The organism is Paenibacillus sp. FSL H7-0942 (genome assembly GCF_045040715.1).
In the GTDB taxonomy this organism is placed as follows: Bacteria; Bacillota; Bacilli; order Paenibacillales; family Paenibacillaceae; genus Paenibacillus; species Paenibacillus amylolyticus.
The window spans coordinates 5,810,172-5,832,804 of sequence record NZ_CP150279.1 but is presented as its reverse complement, the minus strand read 5'-3'; the positions used below and the strand labels follow the sequence as shown (position 1 = coordinate 5,832,804).

At 47.4% G+C, this 22,633-nt stretch carries 22 protein-coding genes and 1 rRNA gene; 21 read left to right on the top strand and 2 right to left on the bottom strand.

Translation table 11 applies throughout. The features are described 5' to 3' along the window. Positions 1-33 precede the first annotated feature (33 nt). Complete coding sequence (locus MHI48_RS25795; RefSeq protein ID WP_051447021.1) at positions 34-1,281, top strand: SAM-dependent methyltransferase; 1,248 nt, start codon at positions 34-36, stop codon at positions 1,279-1,281. A gap of 191 nt (positions 1,282-1,472) precedes the next feature. After that, complete coding sequence (locus MHI48_RS25790; RefSeq protein WP_076328911.1) at positions 1,473-4,097, top strand: O-antigen ligase family protein; 2,625 nt, start codon at positions 1,473-1,475, stop codon at positions 4,095-4,097. Between the two features lie 666 nt (positions 4,098-4,763). Here the strand turns inward: MHI48_RS25790 and MHI48_RS25785 are convergent. Further along, entirely contained in the window at positions 4,764-5,111 is a 348-nt protein-coding gene (locus MHI48_RS25785; RefSeq protein WP_076328912.1) for a dehydrogenase, read from the bottom strand. A gap of 160 nt (positions 5,112-5,271) precedes the next feature. Between MHI48_RS25785 and MHI48_RS25780 the strand changes: the two genes are divergently transcribed. The 17 genes from MHI48_RS25780 to MHI48_RS25700 all read left to right on the top strand — a co-directional run bounded on the left by MHI48_RS25780 (position 5,272) and on the right by MHI48_RS25700 (position 18,766). Beyond that, entirely contained in the window at positions 5,272-5,886 is a 615-nt protein-coding gene (locus tag MHI48_RS25780; RefSeq protein ID WP_036607012.1) for a DedA family protein, read from the top strand. A gap of 2 nt (positions 5,887-5,888) precedes the next feature. Beyond that, a complete protein-coding gene (locus MHI48_RS25775) occupies positions 5,889-6,458 on the top strand; it encodes a thioredoxin family protein (protein ID WP_017692292.1) in 570 nt (189 codons plus the stop codon). A 6-nt stretch (positions 6,459-6,464) separates the two neighbouring features. Then, positions 6,465-7,097: an MBL fold metallo-hydrolase gene (locus MHI48_RS25770; protein WP_036607016.1), complete on the top strand. Its 633-nt coding sequence runs from the start codon at positions 6,465-6,467 to the stop codon at positions 7,095-7,097. 329 nt (positions 7,098-7,426) lie between these two features. After that, a complete protein-coding gene (locus MHI48_RS25765; protein ID WP_179086543.1) occupies positions 7,427-7,672 on the top strand; it encodes a hypothetical protein in 246 nt (81 codons plus the stop codon). Between the two features lie 103 nt (positions 7,673-7,775). After that, positions 7,776-8,306 (top strand): RNA polymerase sigma factor SigY, encoded by a 531-nt coding sequence (gene sigY, locus MHI48_RS25760; protein WP_076328914.1) that lies wholly within the window; start codon positions 7,776-7,778, stop codon positions 8,304-8,306. A 2-nt stretch (positions 8,307-8,308) separates the two neighbouring features. Then, a complete protein-coding gene (locus MHI48_RS25755; protein ID WP_076328915.1) occupies positions 8,309-8,644 on the top strand; it encodes a YxlC family protein in 336 nt (111 codons plus the stop codon). Beyond that, on the top strand, positions 8,637-8,867 hold the full coding sequence (locus tag MHI48_RS25750; RefSeq protein WP_174806499.1) for a hypothetical protein: 231 nt from the start codon (positions 8,637-8,639) through the stop codon (positions 8,865-8,867). Before MHI48_RS25755 ends, MHI48_RS25750 begins: the two co-directional genes overlap by 8 nt. A 131-nt stretch (positions 8,868-8,998) precedes the next feature. Then, positions 8,999-9,382: a hypothetical protein gene (locus tag MHI48_RS25745; RefSeq protein ID WP_024631336.1), complete on the top strand. Its 384-nt coding sequence runs from the start codon at positions 8,999-9,001 to the stop codon at positions 9,380-9,382. A gap of 205 nt (positions 9,383-9,587) precedes the next feature. After that, complete coding sequence (gene gatC, locus MHI48_RS25740) at positions 9,588-9,875, top strand: Asp-tRNA(Asn)/Glu-tRNA(Gln) amidotransferase subunit GatC (RefSeq protein WP_036607033.1); 288 nt, start codon at positions 9,588-9,590, stop codon at positions 9,873-9,875. A gap of 27 nt (positions 9,876-9,902) precedes the next feature. After that, positions 9,903-11,360, top strand: coding sequence for an Asp-tRNA(Asn)/Glu-tRNA(Gln) amidotransferase subunit GatA (gene gatA, locus MHI48_RS25735; RefSeq protein ID WP_036667997.1), 1,458 nt, complete (start codon positions 9,903-9,905; stop codon positions 11,358-11,360). Positions 11,361-11,386: 26 nt separating this feature from the next. Then, a complete protein-coding gene (gatB, locus tag MHI48_RS25730) occupies positions 11,387-12,826 on the top strand; it encodes an Asp-tRNA(Asn)/Glu-tRNA(Gln) amidotransferase subunit GatB (protein ID WP_036667996.1) in 1,440 nt (479 codons plus the stop codon). Positions 12,827-12,922: 96 nt separating this feature from the next. Further along, a complete protein-coding gene (locus tag MHI48_RS25725) occupies positions 12,923-13,387 on the top strand; it encodes a GNAT family N-acetyltransferase (protein ID WP_036607041.1) in 465 nt (154 codons plus the stop codon). Positions 13,388-13,419: 32 nt separating this feature from the next. Beyond that, complete coding sequence (locus tag MHI48_RS25720; protein WP_017692302.1) at positions 13,420-14,130, top strand: MgtC/SapB family protein; 711 nt, start codon at positions 13,420-13,422, stop codon at positions 14,128-14,130. Between the two features lie 146 nt (positions 14,131-14,276). Further along, a complete protein-coding gene (locus MHI48_RS25715; protein ID WP_076328916.1) occupies positions 14,277-14,870 on the top strand; it encodes a hypothetical protein in 594 nt (197 codons plus the stop codon). Positions 14,871-14,896: 26 nt separating this feature from the next. After that, positions 14,897-16,285, top strand: a complete 1,389-nt coding sequence (locus MHI48_RS25710; protein ID WP_036607044.1) for a DUF4097 family beta strand repeat-containing protein — start codon at positions 14,897-14,899, stop codon at positions 16,283-16,285. A 188-nt stretch (positions 16,286-16,473) separates the two neighbouring features. Next, a complete protein-coding gene (perR, locus tag MHI48_RS25705; RefSeq protein ID WP_026081471.1) occupies positions 16,474-16,896 on the top strand; it encodes a peroxide-responsive transcriptional repressor PerR in 423 nt (140 codons plus the stop codon). A 139-nt stretch (positions 16,897-17,035) separates the two neighbouring features. Beyond that, entirely contained in the window at positions 17,036-18,766 is a 1,731-nt protein-coding gene (locus MHI48_RS25700) for a glycosyl hydrolase family 18 protein (RefSeq protein WP_083677479.1), read from the top strand. Positions 18,767-19,029: 263 nt separating this feature from the next. Here the strand turns inward: MHI48_RS25700 and MHI48_RS25695 are convergent, their stop codons facing one another. Then, positions 19,030-19,410, bottom strand: coding sequence for a DUF2614 family zinc ribbon-containing protein (locus MHI48_RS25695; RefSeq protein ID WP_017692307.1), 381 nt, complete (start codon positions 19,408-19,410; stop codon positions 19,030-19,032). Positions 19,411-19,532: 122 nt separating this feature from the next. Between MHI48_RS25695 and MHI48_RS25690 the strand changes: the two genes are divergently transcribed. Continuing rightward, complete coding sequence (locus tag MHI48_RS25690) at positions 19,533-20,411, top strand: nucleotidyltransferase-like protein (protein WP_036667991.1); 879 nt, start codon at positions 19,533-19,535, stop codon at positions 20,409-20,411. 459 nt (positions 20,412-20,870) lie between these two features. Continuing rightward, a 16S ribosomal RNA gene (locus MHI48_RS25685) occupies positions 20,871-22,423 on the top strand. Positions 22,424-22,633 lie beyond the last annotated feature (210 nt).

Below are 22,633 nucleotides of genomic sequence, written 5' to 3'. Positions count from 1 at the left end.
GGTAACGGTTGACCAAACCAAATCGAAAGTGAGATGTACCCCGTGGATTCATTGCGAAAGCTTATACAAGACATCTTTGAACAGAATTCGCTGATTACAGCGACCTGGAGCCAGCTGCGCAGACGGGACAATGTCTCGTATACCAAAGTGCAAGTCAAGCCGGTGACACTGAAGAATCAGCTGCATTATCAATTTGCATTTCATTATAACAACAAAGTGCTGCACGAGAATTTGACTCCGGCTGAAGCGGCTGAGCGCATGACTTTGTTATGCGAAGAGACGTTTCGTCAAGGGCTGCTCTGTACGACCGAGGCAGACTATCAAATTTTGATCAGCAAAAAATATAAAGTATCCATTCTGACCAAATCTGCTTCCAAAACTGCGGTGGATCTGTCGCATAATCGCAAGAAACAATATGTACTAGAAGAAGGCGTACCTGTATCGTTCCTCGTTGAACTTGGTATTATGAACGAAGAAGGTCGTGTGCTGGCCCGCAAGTATGACAAGTTCAGACAGATCAACCGTTTCCTCGAAATGGTGCAGGATGTCATTCCACATCTGCCGGAAGGACGTCCACTGACCATCGTTGATTTTGGTTGCGGCAAGTCTTATCTGACATTTGCGTTATATCATTATTTGTCTGTACAACAACGTCGTTCACTCAAGATTATTGGGCTGGACTTAAAGGCAGATGTAATTGAACACTGTAATGACCTGGCTAATCGATTGCATTATGGCGATCTGAAGTTTCTGGTTGGAGACATCGCGGACTACGATGAATTGAATGAAGTGGATATGGTTGTCACGCTGCATGCCTGTGATACAGCTACCGATGCTGCTTTGGAGAAGGCAGTTCGTTGGGGGGCTTCTGTTATTCTGTCTGTTCCTTGCTGTCAGCATGAACTGTTTGATCAAGTAGAGGCTTCCGTGATGAATCCGTTGTTGTCCCATGGCATCCTCAAGGAACGTTTTTCCGCACTGGCTACGGATGGGATTCGTGCCAAGTTGCTTGATCTGATGGGATACAAGACACAATTGCTTGAATTCATCGATATGGAGAATACGCCTAAAAACATATTGATTCGTGCTGTTCGCGGTCAGGCTGGCGAAGTGACGGAGATGTGGAATGAATACACAGCTTTCCGTGATTTCATTCATGCTGATCCATATTTGGAGCGGGCTTGTGCCGATTTGCTTCCTGGCGATGGCAAGCAGGCCAACGGGAAATCAAAATCGAGCAAAGAAACCGTTCAAGATTCCGCAAATTGCGACCTTTGCTGAGTGTGCCAACGCCAATCCAGGGACATACTGCAATTAGGGTCCCTGAATGTAAAATGATATTCTATGCACATACTTCGTAGCAATCAACATTATAACTTTCAGATGTATATCAGGCAGAAGGACCCGTTATCGGGATCTTCTGTCTTTTTGTTATGCATATGGAGTGCTGGAAGGAAGGAGGGTGTATAAGGATGAAGAATAGGACAATGCATAAGGGAGTTGTAAGGTATAGACGAGGGTATGCGGCGAATGAGGAAGTGATGGAACAGGCGTTTGAAAGGTCTCACCATGCAAATGGTACAGAATCTGTAGATAACAAGGACTTATGTAATGGGGGCAAGAGGGACGGTAGAGACAGTAAAGGCAGTAGAGACAGTGCATATCATAGGGAAAATACATACAACAAAGATGATATGAAAGATGATATGTATGAAAAAGATGATACATATCAATCAAATGAAGTTATCCAAATTGATGGGTCAGGTCGTTTTCCTTGGATCTTGAGAAGTGAACATTATTCAGGGTCGGGAGGGACTGTTGGGCTGGGCATACTCTCAATTATCTTGCTACTTGCAGGGTGTCTGAGTCGGGGACTATATTATTCGGCGGATCTGTATCCTGTCATTCTGATCGCAGCAGGAAGCATATTGATTATGTTTTTGCTTTTCCTTGTAGGTATTCGACTAGAGAAAGAGCAAGAGCAGGAGCAAGGAAGAAAACAAGTACCTCTGTCACCGGTACATTGGCTAGGGAACAATGAACGAATGGTTTGGCGAATGATTCGAATCCCGGGAATATTGCGGGTGTTGTGGCCGCTGGGGATGATGACATGTTTTGGGCTACATGCATGGGTAGGCTCGGTGAGTAAACAGGGCAGCATGGATGAAATGCTGCGGTGGAGCCTACTTGCGATGTTTACGCTACTCACTGCAATACTGGCTACGCGCACGGATGGTGCGCGTTGGTTAGCTTGCGGTTGGCAGATGGCAGGAGGCTTGCTTGTGCTAAGCGGCATCCTTGCCGTATGCGGGATATTGCCGCTGCCCTTCGGGGTGATGCGGACTGCTGACCCCGAGATCAGCTCCGCCGGAGCAAGGCTCGGCGGACTATTGCAGTACCCGAATGCGTACGGTGCCGTTGTAGGCATGTACGCATTGGAGCGGCTAACAGCCGCCGCACGAGTCATAGCCCGGCCTGTGCCGGCCGGGCGACTCATCGCGGCAGTGCTGCCGCTCATGCCCGCGCAAGCCGCGCTCCTGCTGAGCGAGTCGCGCGGCGCTTGGCTGGCGACCGGCTGCGCCGCGGTCGCCGCCTTTGCTTTGCAGCGGCGCGGTGCCCGCCTGCCGCTGCTACTGGCCATGGCCGCGCCACTGGCGTGCGCGGCCTGGCTGTACCGCCAGCTGGCTGCTGCCCAGCTGGCGCCTGCACCAGTGCCCGGCCTGCTGGCACTGGCCGGGGCATGGGCAGCTGCGCTGCTCGGCACGCTGCTGCTGTGCCGCCTATGGCACAGCGGCGCCGCCAAGGCTCCGCGCGCCGCTGCCCTGACGGCCATTGTGCTGGCGGGAGCCGCCGCCGCACTGATGGCCGTGGCCTCCACCGCCGATCGCCTCGCGGCGGGTGTCGGCACTGGGGTGTCCCGCCTACAGATGTGGCGGGACGCCCTCCAGCTGTGGACCGAGGCCGCATGGCTCGGCCACGGTGGGGATACATGGCGCAACATATTCCGCGCCATTCAATCCTCGCCTTATGTCGGAGGCGAGGTCCACAACGGCCTGCTCGATCTCGCCCTGGACACGGGCATGATCGGCATCGTGCTTGTCGCAGGGTGGTTTCTCCTCACCCTGCGAAGCATCTTTCATTTTGCACCGCAGCTCATGCCTTCTGTGCTTATTTTTGGCCTGCATGGGGCGATGGACTTTGACTGGAGCTTTACACTATTTTGGATGCTCTTCATCTGGCTCGGTGCCTGGGCAGTCGCATTGAAGACGGAAACAGAGGGGGTCCAGCGATCCGGCGTAACTGTGAAATACACTCCTATCAGATCCAAATCGGGATCTAAATTGAGATCTAAATCCAGATCTCTTTTCTTGCGATATTTATCAACCCAATCCCACCCATCAGCTGTCCCGATGCGTTCCTTCTTTCATATTTTTCAGCGAGTAACTGCTCGGCTAATAAGGGTATCCACAGTGATGATCATCCTTTTCTGGATTGGTGGAACAGTCTGGCTGACCTCTCGATATGCCGTAGCAGAAGTGCAGTACCGTCAGGCGATGTCTGAACCGGATGGCACTCCAGCACAGAAGGTGCATCTTGTGGCTGCCCTTCAGTCTAACCCGAATCGACCGGATATCGTGATATCCCTTGCACGATCTCTTCCGGGACGAGAAGCAGAATCATTCCTTATGAACAGCTTGTCCCATTCCCCGATGCACCCTCAGATTTACATCGAACTGGGACGATTGGTAGCCCAATTCGGCGAAGGACAGCAGGCTGGAGAATATTTTGAACAAGCGATCGCATTGAATCGGTATGATGGCATTGGCCAATCCTCGGCTTTGTATTGGATGGAGCAGGTAGCGAGGCGGGAATGGAAGGCAGGATTCACGGATCGAGCCCAACAGACTGCCGCCGCTGGTGTCCAGATGTATGAACGGTATCAACTGCTGGCTGAGGAAGTGGAAGCAGGAAACGTTCGCAATGATCGTCGTTTTGTACTGGAAGAACATGCTCCAGGCTATGGAGAGAACCTGCGCAGGCTTGCTTCGGGTTCTTCTCCTCCGTTTACTCCAGAGTTGACTAAGCGGAGCCCTTGAATCACTGCTGGATCTTGACGCTAACCCAAGCGAAATGATGATGGATGTCAACGTCTAAAAATTCTGGGAGTCCAAGCTGGCTGCTCCTCGCGGATGGGTATGCGATTTTCTAAGGAACACAGGACGTCTTATTTGGCCTTTAGCTCCTCCTTTTAAATTGTAAGGAACATCAGACACGTTATTTCCGGAAATTCCCTAACAAAAACCCTATAAAAGTCCAAAAATTTCGATATAACGTGTCTCAGATTCCTTAGATTTCTAAGAGTGCTTCAAATCCTTGAATAAGACGACTCAGATTCGTTACCGCTCATGGGCTTGGGCTTGAGTTATGAGTATGGGCTTGAGCATGAGCATGAAAATATAATCCCAGCTTATGTTCATGCTCCCCGTGGTGGTCGGCTCCATGCTCTGCTCGATCCGCAAGCCAGAGGACGACCCTGAACTCCGCCCAGAGCGAAGCTTTACATCATAAGTGAGCAATTCGCATTTATGTTGTCTCTATCGCTTGCTCGTACGTGAAGGGGCATTAACATCACACGTTAAGGACACAGTGCCCGTGCCCTCACCCGTTCCTAACATGTTCAGATTCGCTTAAGATTCGCTTCAGCTTTGCTGCGTCTTTCAGTAGGTTTGAAGACACAGCTATCTGCCTCATTCCTCCATAATCTACAGACGATAACCGCCAAATGCGTGCTGAAACGCATCTTTTAATGGTTCAACGTCTACTTCCCACATCGTGGCGATCTCTGCACTGACATCTGTGTTCCACCACTCACATAATTTCTTGCGGTTGTCGCGATTCTCCCCAATCCAGAGCAGATTTGTAATCACCTTACCGTAATAATATTCTTCCGCCTGTTTCATTCGTTCGGGAGAGACATATACTTTTAGCCTTTTGGCTGTCCGGTACAATTCCTTGCTGCATGCTCTGCGAATTCCTCTGGCGGAAGGAAGGTTTTGACCAGATTGCTTATGTTTGACCGGCGGAGAACCGGGTATTGACTTGTGTGACATCTTCTCACGCTCCTCTCCCCATACCATATGCGGACTGTTACGAACGGGACACTATCCTAACCTCGTGATGTAGCAACGTCCACAGCCCTGTGATAAAATAGGGACGAACATCCATGGTGCGGAGGGGCACCGCCAATCAGGATGGAGAAAGAGGGTTGAGATGGACTTTATTCATAACCTTGTTGGCCAATTGTTCGATTGGATTCAAAGTCTTGGGTACTTTGGAATCATGCTTGGATTAATGTTGGAAGTTATCCCAAGCGAAATTGTGCTGGCGTATGGAGGTTTTCTCGTTTCACAAGGTAATATCAACTTCTTCGGTGCTATGATTTTTGGTACTGTGGGCGGTGTGATTGCCCAGTTATTTATTTACTGGATTGGCCGTTATGGCGGCAGACCTGTACTTGAACGCTACGGTAAATACATACTCATCCAGAAAAAACACATCGACCATTCCGAGGAGTGGTTCCGCAAGTATGGTACAGGTGTCATTTTCACAGCGCGTTTTGTTCCGGTGGTAAGACATGCAATCTCCATCCCGGCTGGCATCACGAAAATGCACACAGGCAAATTCATCTTGCTTACTACACTCGCTGTTATACCTTGGACTGCATTGTTTATATATTTAGGGATGATTCTTGGAGATCAATGGAAGCATATTGATGAGAAAGCGGCACCATATGTTATGCCTATTTTGCTTGTCGCTCTCGCCCTTATGATCGTTTATGTACTTATTAAATGGATGAATGTTCGTAAAAAGAAAGGAAGTGTCTAGTCATGGGTAAACCCAACTTGTCTCACAAATTCGGTAAAGGTCTTCCACCGAAAGATTTTATCGAGAGTATGACCAAGAACCAAAGTGAATTCCAGGCCAACTATGATAGCTTTACTTGGTCGAACGAAGAGGATCGTGAGTTCTTTGAGAGCCTGAACCATCGCGATGATCTGCGTGTGTTAATTTTGGCTGCTGACTGGTGCGGGGATGTTGTCCGTAATATTCCGGTTGTGTTCCAGGCGCTTGAAATCTCAGGAATTCCAACAGAAGTTCTGATTATGGAGAACCATCCGGAAGTGATGGATGAGTTCCTGACGATGGGTGGCCGTTCCGTGCCAGTCGTTATTTTTGCAGATACAGGTGGTCATGTGTTAGGTCAGTGGGGACCTCGTCCGCAGCATGTACAGGAAGTCATGATTGAATTCAAACGCCTTAATCCGGATCGTGAAGCAGCAGATTATCAAGAAAATTTGGCTGTAGCGCGTCAAGAGATTGGTAAACGTTATGGGGAAGGAACGGAGTCACATGCGGCCATTATCCGTGAGCTGCGTGAACTGATTTCGGGTTACTAAGCCGATATGCTTAACATTCGTACGTTTACACTAGGCCCGCTTCAGACCAACGCGTATCTTTTACAAGGAGATGATCCGGGCAAAGCCGTCATTATCGATCCAGGCATGAATCCAGGGCCGCTGCTTAAGGCGATCCAAGACTTGGAGATCGAAGCCATTCTCCTCACTCATGCTCACTTTGATCATATGGGTGGGGTAGATGAGATCCGTAAATTGAAGGGATGTCCCGTTTATCTTCATGACTTGGAGAGTGACTGGCTGACCACCCCGAAATTAAATGGATCTTTGAATTGGCCACAGGCGACACCACCGCTTTCGACAGATCCTGCTGAATATGCCATGGACGAAGGGCAGAAGCTGAATCTGATTGGTCATACGTTTAAAGTGTTCCATACACCTGGACATTCACCAGGCAGTGTAAGTTTGCTTTGTGATAACGACCTGTTTGCCGGTGATGTGCTGTTCCGCATGGGTGTGGGCAGAACGGACCTGACAGGAGGGCGTGAACGGGATCTGATTGATTCAATCCAGAACAAGCTTTACACCTTTGCTGATGAAGTGAAAGTATATCCAGGTCATGGTCCCAAAACGACCATTGGTTATGAGAAACAGAACAATCCTTACGTGTCCGCAAGATAATCCGACATGATATGTGAAGAAAGTCTGGACAAGTGACAACTTTTTCATTAGAATAGCAATTAGTTGTTACAAGCGTTAAGGCATCATCTAACTGAAGCATTACCAAGAAACACCCAACCTCGCGAAGCACGCAGACTGTGGTCTATACCCGGTTTGCGTTCTTTTTTTGTTTTCAGCCCCTTTTTATCACAGAATTAGCCTTTTTTACGCTACATAGAGATGCAAGATGCGCTTCATCACAATCCAGTTTTAGACCAATAGCAAGTACAGATTGATTTAGAAATAATAAATTTAAGAAATAGTAGATCATGAGAGTGGGGAATATCAAAGTGGAGAAAACAAGAGTTATTCCGTTGAATCAGCGTGTCGAGTATCCGATCATTGAAGAAAACCGTCGCATATTGGAAAGTGGGAAAAGAGAAACAGGTACTGAGCGAACTTTAATACATAACCCCAGCGTGACCAATGAAGTGATGAAGTCTCAGCAGAATATATGGGCAAGCCGTGTTTTAAGAAACGGAGCCCGCAACCAACCGTGGTTCGACAAGCTGCAAGATTACCGGAATCAAGTCTGATTGCCCGGGAAATTGTCGGGTTTAATTTTTTTTTTGATTTCATTGAACGTTTTTGCAGAGCCTGTCGTATTAACTCCAGATTGAACGGGAAGCAGGTGATTTCATGATAAAGGTAGCTGAGCTGGAAGAGGTACGCAGAGCAGTATCGGGAGACGATAGCGCACTCGCAGCGTTGTTGCAACGTCACTACACGTTTGTGTATAAGTATCTTGTCAAAGTGACAATGGACGCTAACCTCGCAGAAGAGACGGTGCAAGATACGATGATTCGTTGTATGGAAAATATCCATCGATATGATGGCACGTCTGCCTTTTCATCATGGATGATCACCATTGCGACCCGCATCTATATCGATAAGACAAGACGTAAGAAGAGAGAACAGAACTGGCTTGCTCTCATCCGGGATCAGGCTGTACGTCGATTCCGCTGGCAGCTTGAGACTCGGAATGAAGAATGGACAGATGTCATGGATGCGATGACAAGACTGACACCCGAACATCGTGTTGCAGTGCTACTGAAGCATTATTATGGATACGGATATGACGAGATCGGGGAAATGCTGGGTATTCCTGCGGGAACGGTGAAGTCACGCACAGCTTATGGTCTCCGTCAGTTAAGAAAGGAGCTGGAATAAGGATGAGCAGATCAGATGATGCACAAGAACAAGAAGTTGTAGAACGATTGCAGCAACACATGAAAGTGCTCGATGATGCATTTGAGCCGACAAGTATTCCTTCTTTGGGTGCACTTGAAGCCCAAGTCAGGGAACGGAGACAGATTAGACGTCGAGCCAATTGGATCGAGATGATATGTTTCTGGTTGGTTGGATTGCTTGCCATAACCTTTGGGGCATTATTTTTTGTATCTGCTCCAGCTCTTTATCTGGGAATCCAGGCTCTTGGTACAGCTGTTGCGGTGATTTTGGCTGTGATTTGGGCCGGACGGCGCCGGAAGGAGGTTCATCATGAATAAAATACATTATTCATTGGATGAGATTTCTCCACTGTGGCTGGCATTGCTTGGCATTTTCCTTCTGGTTCAGGGCACATGGATCTTTCAGGACGCACGCAGACGTGGACGTTTCCCTTGGTTATGGGGATTATGGGGAATCACAGGATTTCCCACGCCACTTATAATATATTGGTTTGTCGTGATTCGATCACAGCGCAAGCCAGGTGCACGGAATCAGAAATAACATCATTTTAAAAATGGAAAAAAGATTTTGCACAAATATGTTGTTTAATTCTAGTATTCCTAGACATCGTTATTCTTTTCTAGTAGACTATACAAATAAATATTAATGATAGACTACCAGGAGGTTAGACGATGCTGCGATTAGGAGAGAAGGTTGTCATCGTCGCGGATGCGTTTGAGCAGAATCTTCCTGTGGGGGAATATGGTTTCATCATCGCTTATGACCGGAATCCGGACAATGCGTTCGATTACGTGCTTCGAGTGCCGCAGGTGAACCGGAACTTTTTTGTTCCATCCGGCGACGTCGATCTGGAAGAGGTTCTGCTGAAGCAGGAAGCTGAGCGGGTCGAGCGAGAAGCGTTGATAGATTACGCCCTTGCGACACACAATGAGAAGCTGTTTCATCATCTGATGAACGGAGATTTTCAAGCTGTGGAAGAGGAAGAGGAAACCGCGAACGATGTTATGTCACAGGCGGATTTTATAAAGCAGGTTAATCTGCGTGCATGGATTTAGAATTTTAAGAGTCGGCTGATGCCGGCTCTTTTTTATTTTATAAGTTTGATTTTAGCTTCCCGGAAGCCTGTCAGGTCATTTGCATTGAATTGTCGAACTATCTCACCTATAATGAAAAAAGTTATCTTGAGACTTTAGCCCGTTAAACGAGCGATTCGTTTCAGGTCGTTTCGGGAATCAGAACGAATGAAGGAGGCATCCGCTAATGAGTATTTCGAATAATGACGTTCAGCATGTGGCCAAGCTGGCCCGGCTCAACTTGACTGCTGAAGAAGAACAGACCCTGACAGGTCAGCTGAACGCGATTTTAAAATATGCAGAAAAGCTGAATGAGCTGGATACAGAAGACATCGAGCCCACCACTCACGTTCTGCACGTAAGCAATGTTATGCGTGAAGATGAGACCAAAGAAAGCCTGTCGATTGAACAGGTGATGCGCAATGCACCGGAAGAAGAAGACGGGCAGTTTAAAGTGCCTGCAGTAATGGAATAACGGATAACCGGAAGGAGGACAAAAACTGTGAGTTTATTTGAACAATCGTTGCCTGAGTTACATAACAAGCTGCATGCCAAAGAGCTGTCGGTCAGCGATTTGGTGGATCAGGCGTATCAGAACATTGGCGCGCATGACGATAAAGTTAAGGCATATTTGGCACTGGATGAAGAACAAGCACGCGCTCGTGCACGTCAACTGGATGACCGTCTGGTTAGTGGCGAGGAGAAAGGTTTGCTTTTTGGTCTGCCAGTAGGTATTAAGGATAACATCGTTACGAACGGACTGCGCACGACGTGTGGTAGCCAATTCCTTCGTAATTTCGACCCGGTGTATGACGCGACAGTTGTCGAGAAATTGAAAGCTGCGGACACCGTAACTATTGGTAAACTCAACATGGACGAATTCGCCATGGGCGGCTCCAATGAGAATTCAAGTTTCTCCCCTGTACGTAATCCATGGGCACTTGATCGTGTTCCAGGAGGTTCCAGCGGTGGTTCTGCAGCAGCTGTAGCTGCGGGAGAAGCATACTTCACGCTTGGATCAGATACAGGTGGCTCCATCAGACAGCCTGCTTCGTATTGCGGTGTTGTTGGATTGAAGCCGACGTACGGACTTGTTTCCCGCTTTGGATTGGTTGCATTTGCATCATCCCTGGATCAGATTGGTCCTTTGACGAAAAATGTTGAAGATTCGGCTTATGTATTGCAGGCCATTGCTGGTTATGACGCCAAAGATTCGACATCTGCAAAAGTAGAGATCCCGGATTATTTGAGCGGACTGACAGGTGATGTCAAAGGGCTTCGCATTGCTGTTCCGAAGGAATACATCGGTGAAGGCGTCGATCCACAAGTGAAAGAGACAGTTTTGTCTGCATTGAAAGTTCTTGAAGGGCTCGGGGCAACATGGGAAGAAGTATCCCTTCCGCATACCGAATATGCGGTGGCTACGTATTACCTGCTGGCATCTTCAGAGGCTTCTTCCAACTTGGCTCGATTTGATGGTGTACGTTATGGCGTGCGTGCTGACAATCCGGATAACTTGCTGGATCTGTACCATCAGTCCCGCAGTCAAGGTTTTGGTCCGGAAGTGAAACGACGTATCATGCTCGGAACGTATGCACTCAGCTCGGGTTACTATGATGCCTATTATCTGAAAGCACAGAAAGTACGTACATTGATCAAACAGGATTTCGACAATGTATTTGCCAAATATGATGTGATTATCGGACCAACTGCGCCAACTACGGCGTTCAAACTGGGTTCACAGGTGGATGATCCACTTACGATGTATCTGAACGATATTTTGACTATTCCGGTTAACCTTGCTGGTGTACCTGCTGTTAGCATTCCATGTGGATTCTCGGATGGATTGCCTGTTGGCCTGCAGATTATCGGTAAAGCCTTTGATGAAACAACCGTATTGCGTGTAGCGCATGCGTTTGAACAAAATACAGAATTCCACAAGCAGCGTCCGCAGCTGTAGACTGCCAGGAACGGAGGAATATAGAAATGTCCGCATCTAAATATGAAACGGTCGTTGGACTTGAAGTCCACGTGGAGTTGCATACCAACTCCAAAATTTTCTGTGGCTGCTCCACAGCTTTTGGAGCTCCGCCGAACACGCATACCTGCCCGGTCTGTCTCGGACATCCGGGTGTACTGCCTGTACTGAATCGTCAGGCGGTAGACTACGCCATGAAGGCAGCGATGGCCCTGAATTGTACGATTGCTGATGTCAGCAAGTTTGACCGTAAAAACTACTTTTACCCCGATTCACCCAAAGCCTATCAGATCTCGCAATTCGATCAACCGATCGGTGAGAATGGCTGGATTGATATCGAAGTGAATGGTGAAACGAAACGAATCGGCATTACACGTCTTCACTTGGAAGAAGATGCAGGGAAGCTTACCCATATCGATGGCGGATACGCGTCTTTGGTGGACTTTAACCGTGTTGGTACTCCACTTGTGGAGATTGTATCCGAACCTGAGATTTCTTCTCCGGAAGAGGCACGTGCGTATCTTGAAAAAATGCGTGCAATCATGCAGTACTGTGATGTGTCGGACGTGAAGATGGAAGAAGGATCACTGCGTTGTGACGCCAACATCAGTTTGCGTCCACATGGACAGGAGAAGCTGGGAACAAGAGCCGAGCTGAAGAACATGAACTCCTTCCGTGGTGTTCAGCGTGGTCTGGAATATGAACAATACCGTCAGGCTGAGATCCTGGATGATGGCGGTGAAGTGGTTCAGGAGACGCGTCGCTGGGACGAAGCTCAAGGGAAAACACTGTCGATGCGTGGTAAGGAACAGGCGCATGACTATCGTTATTTCCCGGACCCGGATCTGGTGAATTTGCATATTGACGAAGCCTGGAAAGAGCGGATCAGAGCTACCATACCGGAGCTTCCAGACGAGCGCAAGGCGCGTTACACGGCTGATTATGGATTGCCTAGTTATGATGCAGAGGTTATTACCTCCTCCAAAGCTGTGGCAGATCTTTTTGAAGATAGTCTGAAATACACTCAGGATGCGAAGTCCGTATCCAACTGGATCATGGGCGACTTGCTGGGTTACCTGAATACGAGCAACCTTGAAGTGACTCAAGTTCCACTGACAGGTCAAGGCTTGGGTGAGATGATTGGCCTGCTTGAGAAGGGCACAATCAACAGCAAAATCGCCAAAACGGTATTCAAGGAAATGCTGGAGAGCGGCAAGCTTCCACAGCAGATCGTTGAAGAGAAGGGTCTTGTGCAGATTAGTGATGAAGGCGCCATTCTTGCCATCGTTGAGCAGGTTGTAGCGAATAATCCTCAATCCGTGGAAGACTATAAAGCTGGTAAACAAAAAGCCATTGGCTTCCTTGTTGGTCAGGTTATGAAAGAAAGTAAAGGCAAGGCGAATCCCGCTCTAGCCAACCAACTGCTTGCAGATGTACTGAACCGCTAATCCTTCCGGTGAGGCCGGACAGAAAGAGGCTCGTCCCTGTGACAGCCTCTTTTTGGTATTGATAGATACAAATGTATTTCGGACGGGGGAACGGATATGAACATTCAACCATTGTCACTGAGTGATCTGGAGACGTTGGGACAGTTATGGAGACTACAACATGTGGCCTATCGATTGGAAGCCGAAATCATCGGATTTCAGGAGATTCCTCCTTTGATGGATACGATGGAGACACTTCGGGATTGTGGAGAGAGTTTTTATGGTTGTATCCATGATGACGGAGAGCTTATCGGGGCTGTCGCTGTAGCGGAGGAAGAGGAGAATACACTGACCATTACACGAATGATGGTGCACCCGGATCACTTTCGCAAGGGAATTGCGGCATCTTTGATGACATATGTGTTGGAACAACATGCGGATCTTCCGCGTTATATCGTCTCCACAGGAACGCTGAATCAACCCGCAGTGAATCTGTACACCAAATTTGGTTTTAATCCCGTGGAGGTCACACAGATTGCACCTGGAGTGGAATTAACGACTTTTCACAAGAATAAACTTTAATAATATTAACAACTTGAGGAGGAATACCGACTTTGGGCGATCCCTGGTTCATTGATGAGTGGCACATTTTATTACGATTATTGCTGGCTATGCTGCTTGGAGGGCTCGTAGGCCTGGAGCGGGAACGGTCCAATCATGCTGCCGGTTTGCGTACCCATATCCTGGTATGTCTTGGTTCTGCATTAATTATGATGTTATCTGTTTATGGCTTTAAAGATTTTGCTAATGAATTAAATGTAAGGATTGATCCAGCCCGTCTGGCTACTGCTGTAATTACTGGTGTCGGATTCTTGGGAGCAGGGACAATTCTCTTCACGGGAAAATCCATTACCGGACTGACTACAGCAGCTTCAATCTGGGTTGTTGCAGCCATTGGGCTCGCAGCAGGTGCGGGATTCTTTTTTGCCTCTATCGTATCCACCGTTCTGGTATTGCTTAATCTCTGGGTATTTAACAAATTAGAGCTAAGGTATCTACGAGGGAACAAACTACATGTTGTTACACTTCATACCTTGTCAGAACCCGGTTTTCTCGAACAACTGTCTTCATGTATGGAGCAGGAGAAGATCAAAATTCGTAAAATTACCGTGAATGAACAAGACTTGGCTTATGCAGAGATGGTGTCGGTTGAACGTAAAATTGAGATTGTGTTACATGTTCAGGTACCGCATGATTTCCAAACGGTAGGCTTGGTATCCAAGTTAAGACAATGGGAACACGTTACCAAGGTGTCGATCGAATAATGAATTACAACCCTCCCCAGGCCAGTAGTGCCGGAGGGTTTTTGGTCATATCCATATTTCTTCCAGTTACTCTCCTTGCTCTTTAGGGTACTATCTAACCAAATGCATGAAGAGCGGAAGGTCAGATCAGAAGAGAGGAGTATGTTATGAAACGGAGACGTCAATTAAACCAAAAGACTCGTGCAGTTCAGACCAAACCGGTCAGAAATCGGACTCACAAGTTTATTGCGGGATTACTGAGTGCCATTATTCCTGGTCTGGGTCATATTTATCTGAGATTGTACATGAGGGGTTTGACCTTTATGCTGCTTGTTTTGCTTGATCTGTCAGCAGTGTTGTACTTCTCATCTATTGGTATACAGATCAATGTGCCATTGCTCATCTTGCTGGCTTTGTGTATTCCGGTTATTTACTTTTACAATGTATATGATGTGTTGCAATCTGCAGACTGGGTCATGATGCGCAGACGTAGAGCAGTAACCCAGGCAACTTCGGACAAGCCGATAACCAATGAACGTTCTACACGAGATGCAATGATGGTCTGGGAGAGAGGCATATCGTTTGGATTACTTCTGATTGTGGGAGGATCTTTAATGGTACTTTTTTTCCGCAAACCACGTTGGTTTCAAGAGCTTCTCGCCATGTACGGCGGATATTCATTTGCGGTTCTCATGATCGTAGGCGGTTTGCTTCTGTTTGGTCGTGAGTTCTGGGTGATGTTGAACAAGAAAAAAATGTAGTGGAAACGATACAAGGAGGGAACGTGATGAACCGTAAAGTCCGGGTTGGCCGCTATACGGCTGCCGCCTTAATCATAGCGGTCGGTGTGCTGTTGATTTTGGATAAACGGTGGGGAACGGACTACGTATATGAGATGGTGGACTGGTGGCCATTTTTGCTCGTTGTTTTGGGTGTTGAATATATTGTGCTGTTCCTGTGGACACGCAGAAGAAACAAGGTGCAATCGGATAACCCGAGCAATCCTGATGAGCAAATCAAAGTACGTTTTAGACCCGATGCCAAAGGCATTCTAACCTCACTGATTTTGGCAGCTTCCGTATTTATCGTCACCGAGCAGGATCATTACATGCACTTATGGAATAGAGTGAGTCTAAATCTCGGAGCGGCATCCATGGACTACAGTCAAGCGGCAGGATATATGGAGGATAAGGGCACGATTCGTGTACCTGTTCGCATGGATACGTCAGACCTAGTGGTTGAAGGTGTCAACGGAGATATCTCGGTACAACGCGGAGATACGGATGAGATTGAAGTACGGACGGTGATCTGGGTAGATCAGACGACGGAAGTACAGGCAAAGGCCGTTGCAGCAGCCTCTTTTGTAGAGGCCGATGGTACAAAAGTGATTTATATCAAAGCTACAGGCAAGACGTATGGAGACAATGAAAAAACGCAGCCGCGTATGAATCTTACCATAACGATCCCGGATGATCGTCGTTTTAATCTGGATATTCGAACTTCCAATGGAGCCATATTATTAAATCGTCCGGAAGCCATTAGTACCATACTGGCCGAAACGGGTAACGGACGTATTCGGATTACCAATGCTGTTGGAGATATCTCCGGGAAAACGTTGAACGGGGATGTCATTGTGGCCAATGCCATTGGTAATGTCGATCTGGACAGTAACCGTGGAGATATGAAGGCTCGCGGTATTTCCGGCGATGTAGATCTTGCTACACAAGTGGGAAGTATCAGTATTGCGGACTCCGTTGGTGAATTCATCGCAGAGACACGCAACGGCAATATTACGCTGGATGGAGCCAATCTGGGAATCAAAGCCCAATCACTTAATGGCAGTATTAACATCGTATCTACCAAAGTCGGAGGGGACTGGGATGTGTACAGTGCGGTGGGAGCCATTAACGTATTACTTCCTGATCGTGGAGACTACAGTCTTGCGGGTTCCAGCAGTTATGGAGATCTAAGTACGGATCTGCCGTTCAAAGTACAGAATAAAACCATAGAAGGCCAGCTCGGTGAGGGCGAGTACAGGGTGAAAATTGAAGGCAACAGTGATCTCACCATTCAGAGCAACCCGGCTGTGTCTACACCTGAAACAGTTACACCTGATTCTGAAGATACGGCTGAGAATCTGGAACAGACTACCGAGGACGGACCAAATTCCCAGTAGGATTCTACAGAGGTTCCTTGACTGCCGCGTTGACAATAAACTTGTAATCGCCGTACAATAAATGTACACTGGCAAGATTACACGGCATGAAAGATGGATTGTCGTTCTTAATGGCCGGGAATCAACTCTGAGCGAGGAGACAGTAACTTACTCTTCACCAGAGAATGAAAGGTAAGGCGGTGGGTTTTATGGCAACACGTGTCCAACATGCGTTGGAGCATCTGAAAACGACCGGTGTCCGTATTACACCCCAGCGTCATGCCATATTGAACTATCTGATGGAATCCATGGGGCATCCGACAGCCGATGAAATTTACCGAGCCCTTGAACCCCAATTTCCCAGTATGAGCGTGGCAACGGTATATAATAATTTGAAGATGTTTCTGGAAGCTGGCATGGTCCGGGAATTGACATACGGAGATAATTCAAGTCGCTTCGATGCCAATGTGACGGATCATTATCATGTTATCTGTGATCAATGCGGCAAGATTGAAGACTTCAGCTATCCTTCACTCAAAAGTGTAGAGCTTCAGGCGGAGTCTAGTACAGGATTCGAAGTACACGGTCACCGATTGGAAGTATATGGCGTTTGCAAAAGTTGCAGGGATTAAGAGAGTTGAATTACAATATTAACGTGAAGAATTCAGTATGGATTCTTCACGTTTTTTTTAGCATTTATGCAAAATGCTCATCTTTATAACAACTTATGCGCACATCCTTATGATCAGCATAATTAACGGAGGTAGACGTTTGGGTAGAAAAAGCAGATATACACGTCAAAAGCGACGTTCATTTTGGCCCGGTTTTCTCGGGGCTTGTCTGATCGCCGGGGGGGCTTACTGGCTTATAACAAATGTATGGTTGAACCAGACCCATGAAGACCCCGACTGGGTAGGAAGAAGCCAGCCTATTTTTGTAGATGGGCAACTGATGGATGGAGACGCTCTGGGTACAGGAGATCAACTCAAGTTGCCTGTAGATGTGCTGCAAGAAGCGATTGATGCAGGCATACGTTATGAATCAGAATCGGGAGATATCATTATTGCCTCTCCTCAGCGAGTCCTTCATATGAAAGATGGAAGCACACAAGCAGAACTTAATCACAAAGATTATCCTATGACAGTTAAGCCTGAGGTTAAGGACGGAGAAGCCTATATTCCGCTCAAACCTTTGAAAGAAGTATATGGCATAACCGTACAGGAAGATTCAGTAACAGGTGCTGTGCTGCTGATGCGTGGTGGAGACATGATACAGTATGCAGAGATTGATACGTTATCATCCAAAGCGGACAAGACCGTGCCGTTATATAAACGTGGGGGAGAATCCTCACCAATCATTGCCGACATGGAAAAGGATGCAAGGGTACGTGTATGGCAGACGGGTGATAAACAGAGTTTTGTTCAACTCGATAATGGATATGCCGGATATGTAGATAATGATTATATTGTCCTCACCGAGAAAAAGAAGGTGGACTTGCCCAAGTATACGCTGACTGCAGCAGAGAAGAAGTGGCAGAATAAACCGGTAAATCTGGTTTGGGAAGCCGTGTACAATCGTCAGCCTGATGTGGGCTCTATCGGTAAAATGCCAGGTGTGAATGTGGTCAGCCCCACATGGTTTCATATTACGGATGGACAGGGCACTGTGAAAAGCAAGGGAAACCAAGCTTATGTGAACTGGGCTCACCGTTCGGGTATGGAAGTATGGGGACTCATGGATAACAGCTTTGATCCGGACGTTACAAAAGAAGCTGTAGCTTCTTACGAGACACGCACGCATATTATTGAGCAGATGTTAGAGTATGCACAGACGTATCAACTGGATGGTATCAACATTGACTTTGAGAACGTGTATACCGATGACGGGCCGAATATTACGCAGTTTGTGCGCGAGATCAAGGCGATGGCACGTATACATGGATTGATGTTATCAATCGATGTAACACCGAAATCAAACAGTGAGATGTGGTCTGCCTTTCTGGATCGCCGTGCATTAGGTTCTTTTGCAGACTATGTTATTGTGATGGCTTATGATGAACATTGGGCGGCCAGTCCCAAGGCAGGTTCGGTAGCATCTCTGCCTTGGACCGAGGCTTCCATGAGACGCATACTTGAGGAGGATGAAGTCCCTTCTAACAAGTTGATCATGGCGGTTCCGCTCTATACCCGGATATGGACGGAAGAGACGAATGATCAGGGTGAGGTCAAAGTGTCTTCCAAAGCGGTGGGCATGAATACCATTGTGGAGCTGATCCAAGAGAAGAAACTCAAACCTGAACTGGATCAGGCAAGTGGACAGAACTATGTGGAATATAAGGAAGACGGAGCCACCAAGAAAATATGGATCGAAGATGCCGTGTCCCTTCAGGCACGTGTGGATTTGATTGCTTCGTTGAAGCTGGGCGGAGTAGCAGCATGGAATCGGAGTTTTGCTAATGCCTCTGCATGGGAGGTATTAAAGCAGGCTGGTTACCAGAAATAATTTACTCGAACTCAGAGTGTCTGATTGCTTTAATTTATTTTCGCTAAGCTCAAAGTTTCTCCTTGGGTACCATCATACGTGCAGTCTACCACTTTATTGGTCGTAGAACTTATAACTTACTTCATATTTTAGCTATTGATAACAGCAATAAGGGCTCACTTATAAACCAAGTCCAAAAAAGGTCCGGTAAACATACCGGGCCTTTTTTTGTTCTTCAATGAAATTAAGGTAAAAGACATTTAACGGTTGGAGACCATTTTGTGCTAACCATCGGTGGGGGGAGCTTGTGTAGAAGGCGCTTTCAGTTGTTGACTGGTCATGTTGGCTTTATTAGGGTCCAGGGTGAGGATGGTATGACAGAACATACAACGATCCGTTTTGCCAAGCATTTTGGTTAACTTCCCGCATTCCGGACAGTCGACTTGTACTGCACTGGTGGAGAGCATACCCGCCCAGAAATAAATGGCTAGACTGGCCATCATGGCAATCAGTCCGATGACGAGTCCTACAGCTGCGAATACCTTGCCTGCATGTCCCCAGAAAACAATCCCGGCTGTTCCCAGTATCATTAGGCCCATACCTAGCATGGTCAGTAGTAATCCCCAAGTGCGAAAAGCATTAATTTTTGCTGATTTAAAAATCATGAAAAATGCTCCTATCGTATGAGTAGTATTGGACCTGGAAAAGAAGGAAACTTCAGTCTGGATGTAGAATTACATTATAACTGACTTGGCGCTTATCTGCCATGAAATGTATGGAGGGAATCGTGGAATTAAAGAACCTTGCTTTTTTGTCCGAACAGTCGGAAGAGACAGGGGCAGTTGGGGCTATCGCTTATTCCCACCCGGGAGAGCGATTCCACGGCTCCCTAATTCAAGATTTCGAATTATTAGTACTTGTTGTTCATAATGATGATCAATTGAAGTCGACGGTCGGACATTACAGATATGGTGATCTTCGTTATCAGATGATCTATGCGAGCCGTCATGAATTAAAGAGTAGTGTAGTAACCGGGAATCATAATAATCTCACCCAGTGTCTGATTGAAGGTGAGATTATCTGGGAAGCGGACAGCGCCTTAAGTGATTTGCGAGAAGAACTGTCTACCTTTGGGGCAGAATTGCGTGAGCAGAAGCTGCTTCATGAATTCACCAGTTTCTTGAGAATGTATGTGGAGGCCAAACGTCATATTCAGGAAGGTCATGTTGTAGATGCCTACTACAATGTATTAGAGGCTCTGGGGAACTGGGCAAGAATTGTATTGATTGAACAGGGGATATACCCGGATCATGCCGTCTGGACACATGTGCAGAATCTGGATCGCGCTTTATGGAAACTTTATCAAGAGCTTACCGTAAGCTCGGAGACGCTGGAGCAGCGAGTAGAGCTTGTCCTGCTTGCCTGTGAGTTTTCCGTAATGTCCAAAATGAGTGAGTGCTCAGAACTGCTGCTGCGTGTGTTAAGAAGTCGCAAGGAGCCGTGGAGCATGAATGAACTTGTTCATCATCCACAGTTAAGATTTGTTCGAGAAGATCTGCCTTTGGTAATACGTAAGCTGGTCTTTCGTTCTATTGTAAAAGAATCGGCAGGATGGCCATCAATCGGAGGAGAGGGCCGGGAAATTCGGTATTGGATTGAGGCATAACCTTCTCCAGAGGCCTGACATTATATTGATCACATAAGGGAGGGGAAACCTTCCTTTTTTGTTTGTTTAATAATTTATAAAAAGATGTTGACTCTCATTCACGATATATGATACATTATATTTCGTTCCTCAAACGAGATTGTCGCCAACAAAGGATAAATTCTTCAGAGGAAAAGTGAAGAACTAAAGCTTCGAAAAAGAAATTAAAAAAAAGTTCTTGACGAAAACAAACGAAATGTGTTACATTATTTAAGTCGCCGCCGAAACTTGGTTGAGACGAAAAAAGAAGTAAAACAAATCGTGTTTGATCTTTGAAAACTGAACAACGAGTGAGTAAACATTCTGCTTGCAGAATGAACGCGAAAGTTTGAAACAAGCCTTGGCTTGGATCGGCTGGAGCACAAATGAGATTTTTAATCTCGTCAGATTCAAAATGAGCTTATCGCTCTTTTCAATACTTTATTGGAGAGTTTGATCCTGGCTCAGGACGAACGCTGGCGGCATGCCTAATACATGCAAGTCGAGCGGACTTGAAGAGAAGCTTGCTTCTCTGATGGTTAGCGGCGGACGGGTGAGTAACACGTAGGCAACCTGCCCTCAAGTTTGGGACAACTACCGGAAACGGTAGCTAATACCGAATAATTGTTTTCTTCGCCTGAAGGAAACTGGAAAGACGGAGCAATCTGTCACTTGGGGATGGGCCTGCGGCGCATTAGCTAGTTGGTGAGGTAACGGCTCACCAAGGCGACGATGCGTAGCCGACCTGAGAGGGTGATCGGCCACACTGGGACTGAGACACGGCCCAGACTCCTACGGGAGGCAGCAGTAGGGAATCTTCCGCAATGGGCGAAAGCCTGACGGAGCAATGCCGCGTGAGTGATGAAGGTTTTCGGATCGTAAAGCTCTGTTGCCAGGGAAGAACGCTTGGGAGAGTAACTGCTCTCAAGGTGACGGTACCTGAGAAGAAAGCCCCGGCTAACTACGTGCCAGCAGCCGCGGTAATACGTAGGGGGCAAGCGTTGTCCGGAATTATTGGGCGTAAAGCGCGCGCAGGCGGTCATTTAAGTCTGGTGTTTAATCCCGGGGCTCAACCCCGGATCGCACTGGAAACTGGGTGACTTGAGTGCAGAAGAGGAGAGTGGAATTCCACGTGTAGCGGTGAAATGCGTAGATATGTGGAGGAACACCAGTGGCGAAGGCGACTCTCTGGGCTGTAACTGACGCTGAGGCGCGAAAGCGTGGGGAGCAAACAGGATTAGATACCCTGGTAGTCCACGCCGTAAACGATGAGTGCTAGGTGTTAGGGGTTTCGATACCCTTGGTGCCGAAGTTAACACATTAAGCACTCCGCCTGGGGAGTACGGTCGCAAGACTGAAACTCAAAGGAATTGACGGGGACCCGCACAAGCAGTGGAGTATGTGGTTTAATTCGAAGCAACGCGAAGAACCTTACCAGGTCTTGACATCCCTCTGATCGATGCAGAGATGTATCTTTCCTTCGGGACAGAGGAGACAGGTGGTGCATGGTTGTCGTCAGCTCGTGTCGTGAGATGTTGGGTTAAGTCCCGCAACGAGCGCAACCCTTATATTTAGTTGCCAGCACTTCGGGTGGGCACTCTAGATAGACTGCCGGTGACAAACCGGAGGAAGGTGGGGATGACGTCAAATCATCATGCCCCTTATGACCTGGGCTACACACGTACTACAATGGCCGGTACAACGGGCTGCGAAATCGCGAGATGGAGCCAATCCCAACAAAGCCGGTCTCAGTTCGGATTGCAGGCTGCAACTCGCCTGCATGAAGTCGGAATTGCTAGTAATCGCGGATCAGCATGCCGCGGTGAATACGTTCCCGGGTCTTGTACACACCGCCCGTCACACCACGAGAGTTTATAACACCCGAAGTCGGTGGGGTAACCGCAAGGAGCCAGCCGCCGAAGGTGGGATAGATGATTGGGGTGAAGTCGTAACAAGGTAGCCGTATCGGAAGGTGCGGCTGGATCACCTCCTTTCTATGGAGAATCGTTTCCTGCAACGGAAACATTCAAATACGCAGCTTAGCTGCAAAACACTCACTCGTTGTTCGGTTTTGAGAGCTCAAACTCTCAAAACAGCTTGCTTTTGCATGGAGCTTGTTCTTTGAAAACTAGATATCGAAACGAAACAAACGCGAATTAGAACATTCCTTTAAGCTGAACTTGTGCAAACAAGTCAAGTGTATA

Excerpts from the sequence above, each read along its gene's own strand:
- MHI48_RS25795 (WP_051447021.1), top strand. The coding sequence starts at position 34 with ATGTACCCCGTGGATTCATTGCGAAAGCTTATACAAGACATCTTTGAA.
- MHI48_RS25790 (WP_076328911.1), top strand. The coding sequence starts at position 1,473 with ATGAAGAATAGGACAATGCATAAGGGAGTTGTAAGGTATAGACGAGGG.
- MHI48_RS25785 (WP_076328912.1), bottom strand. The coding sequence starts at position 5,111 with ATGTCACACAAGTCAATACCCGGTTCTCCGCCGGTCAAACATAAGCAA.
- MHI48_RS25780 (WP_036607012.1), top strand. The coding sequence starts at position 5,272 with ATGGACTTTATTCATAACCTTGTTGGCCAATTGTTCGATTGGATTCAA.
- MHI48_RS25775 (WP_017692292.1), top strand. The coding sequence starts at position 5,889 with ATGGGTAAACCCAACTTGTCTCACAAATTCGGTAAAGGTCTTCCACCG.
- MHI48_RS25770 (WP_036607016.1), top strand. The coding sequence starts at position 6,465 with ATGCTTAACATTCGTACGTTTACACTAGGCCCGCTTCAGACCAACGCG.
- sigY (WP_076328914.1), top strand. The coding sequence starts at position 7,776 with ATGATAAAGGTAGCTGAGCTGGAAGAGGTACGCAGAGCAGTATCGGGA.
- MHI48_RS25755 (WP_076328915.1), top strand. The coding sequence starts at position 8,309 with ATGAGCAGATCAGATGATGCACAAGAACAAGAAGTTGTAGAACGATTG.
- MHI48_RS25750 (WP_174806499.1), top strand. The coding sequence starts at position 8,637 with ATGAATAAAATACATTATTCATTGGATGAGATTTCTCCACTGTGGCTG.
- MHI48_RS25745 (WP_024631336.1), top strand. The coding sequence starts at position 8,999 with ATGCTGCGATTAGGAGAGAAGGTTGTCATCGTCGCGGATGCGTTTGAG.
- gatC (WP_036607033.1), top strand. The coding sequence starts at position 9,588 with ATGAGTATTTCGAATAATGACGTTCAGCATGTGGCCAAGCTGGCCCGG.
- gatB (WP_036667996.1), top strand. The coding sequence starts at position 11,387 with ATGTCCGCATCTAAATATGAAACGGTCGTTGGACTTGAAGTCCACGTG.
- MHI48_RS25725 (WP_036607041.1), top strand. The coding sequence starts at position 12,923 with ATGAACATTCAACCATTGTCACTGAGTGATCTGGAGACGTTGGGACAG.
- MHI48_RS25715 (WP_076328916.1), top strand. The coding sequence starts at position 14,277 with ATGAAACGGAGACGTCAATTAAACCAAAAGACTCGTGCAGTTCAGACC.
- MHI48_RS25710 (WP_036607044.1), top strand. The coding sequence starts at position 14,897 with ATGAACCGTAAAGTCCGGGTTGGCCGCTATACGGCTGCCGCCTTAATC.
- perR (WP_026081471.1), top strand. The coding sequence starts at position 16,474 with ATGGCAACACGTGTCCAACATGCGTTGGAGCATCTGAAAACGACCGGT.
- MHI48_RS25695 (WP_017692307.1), bottom strand. The coding sequence starts at position 19,410 with ATGATTTTTAAATCAGCAAAAATTAATGCTTTTCGCACTTGGGGATTA.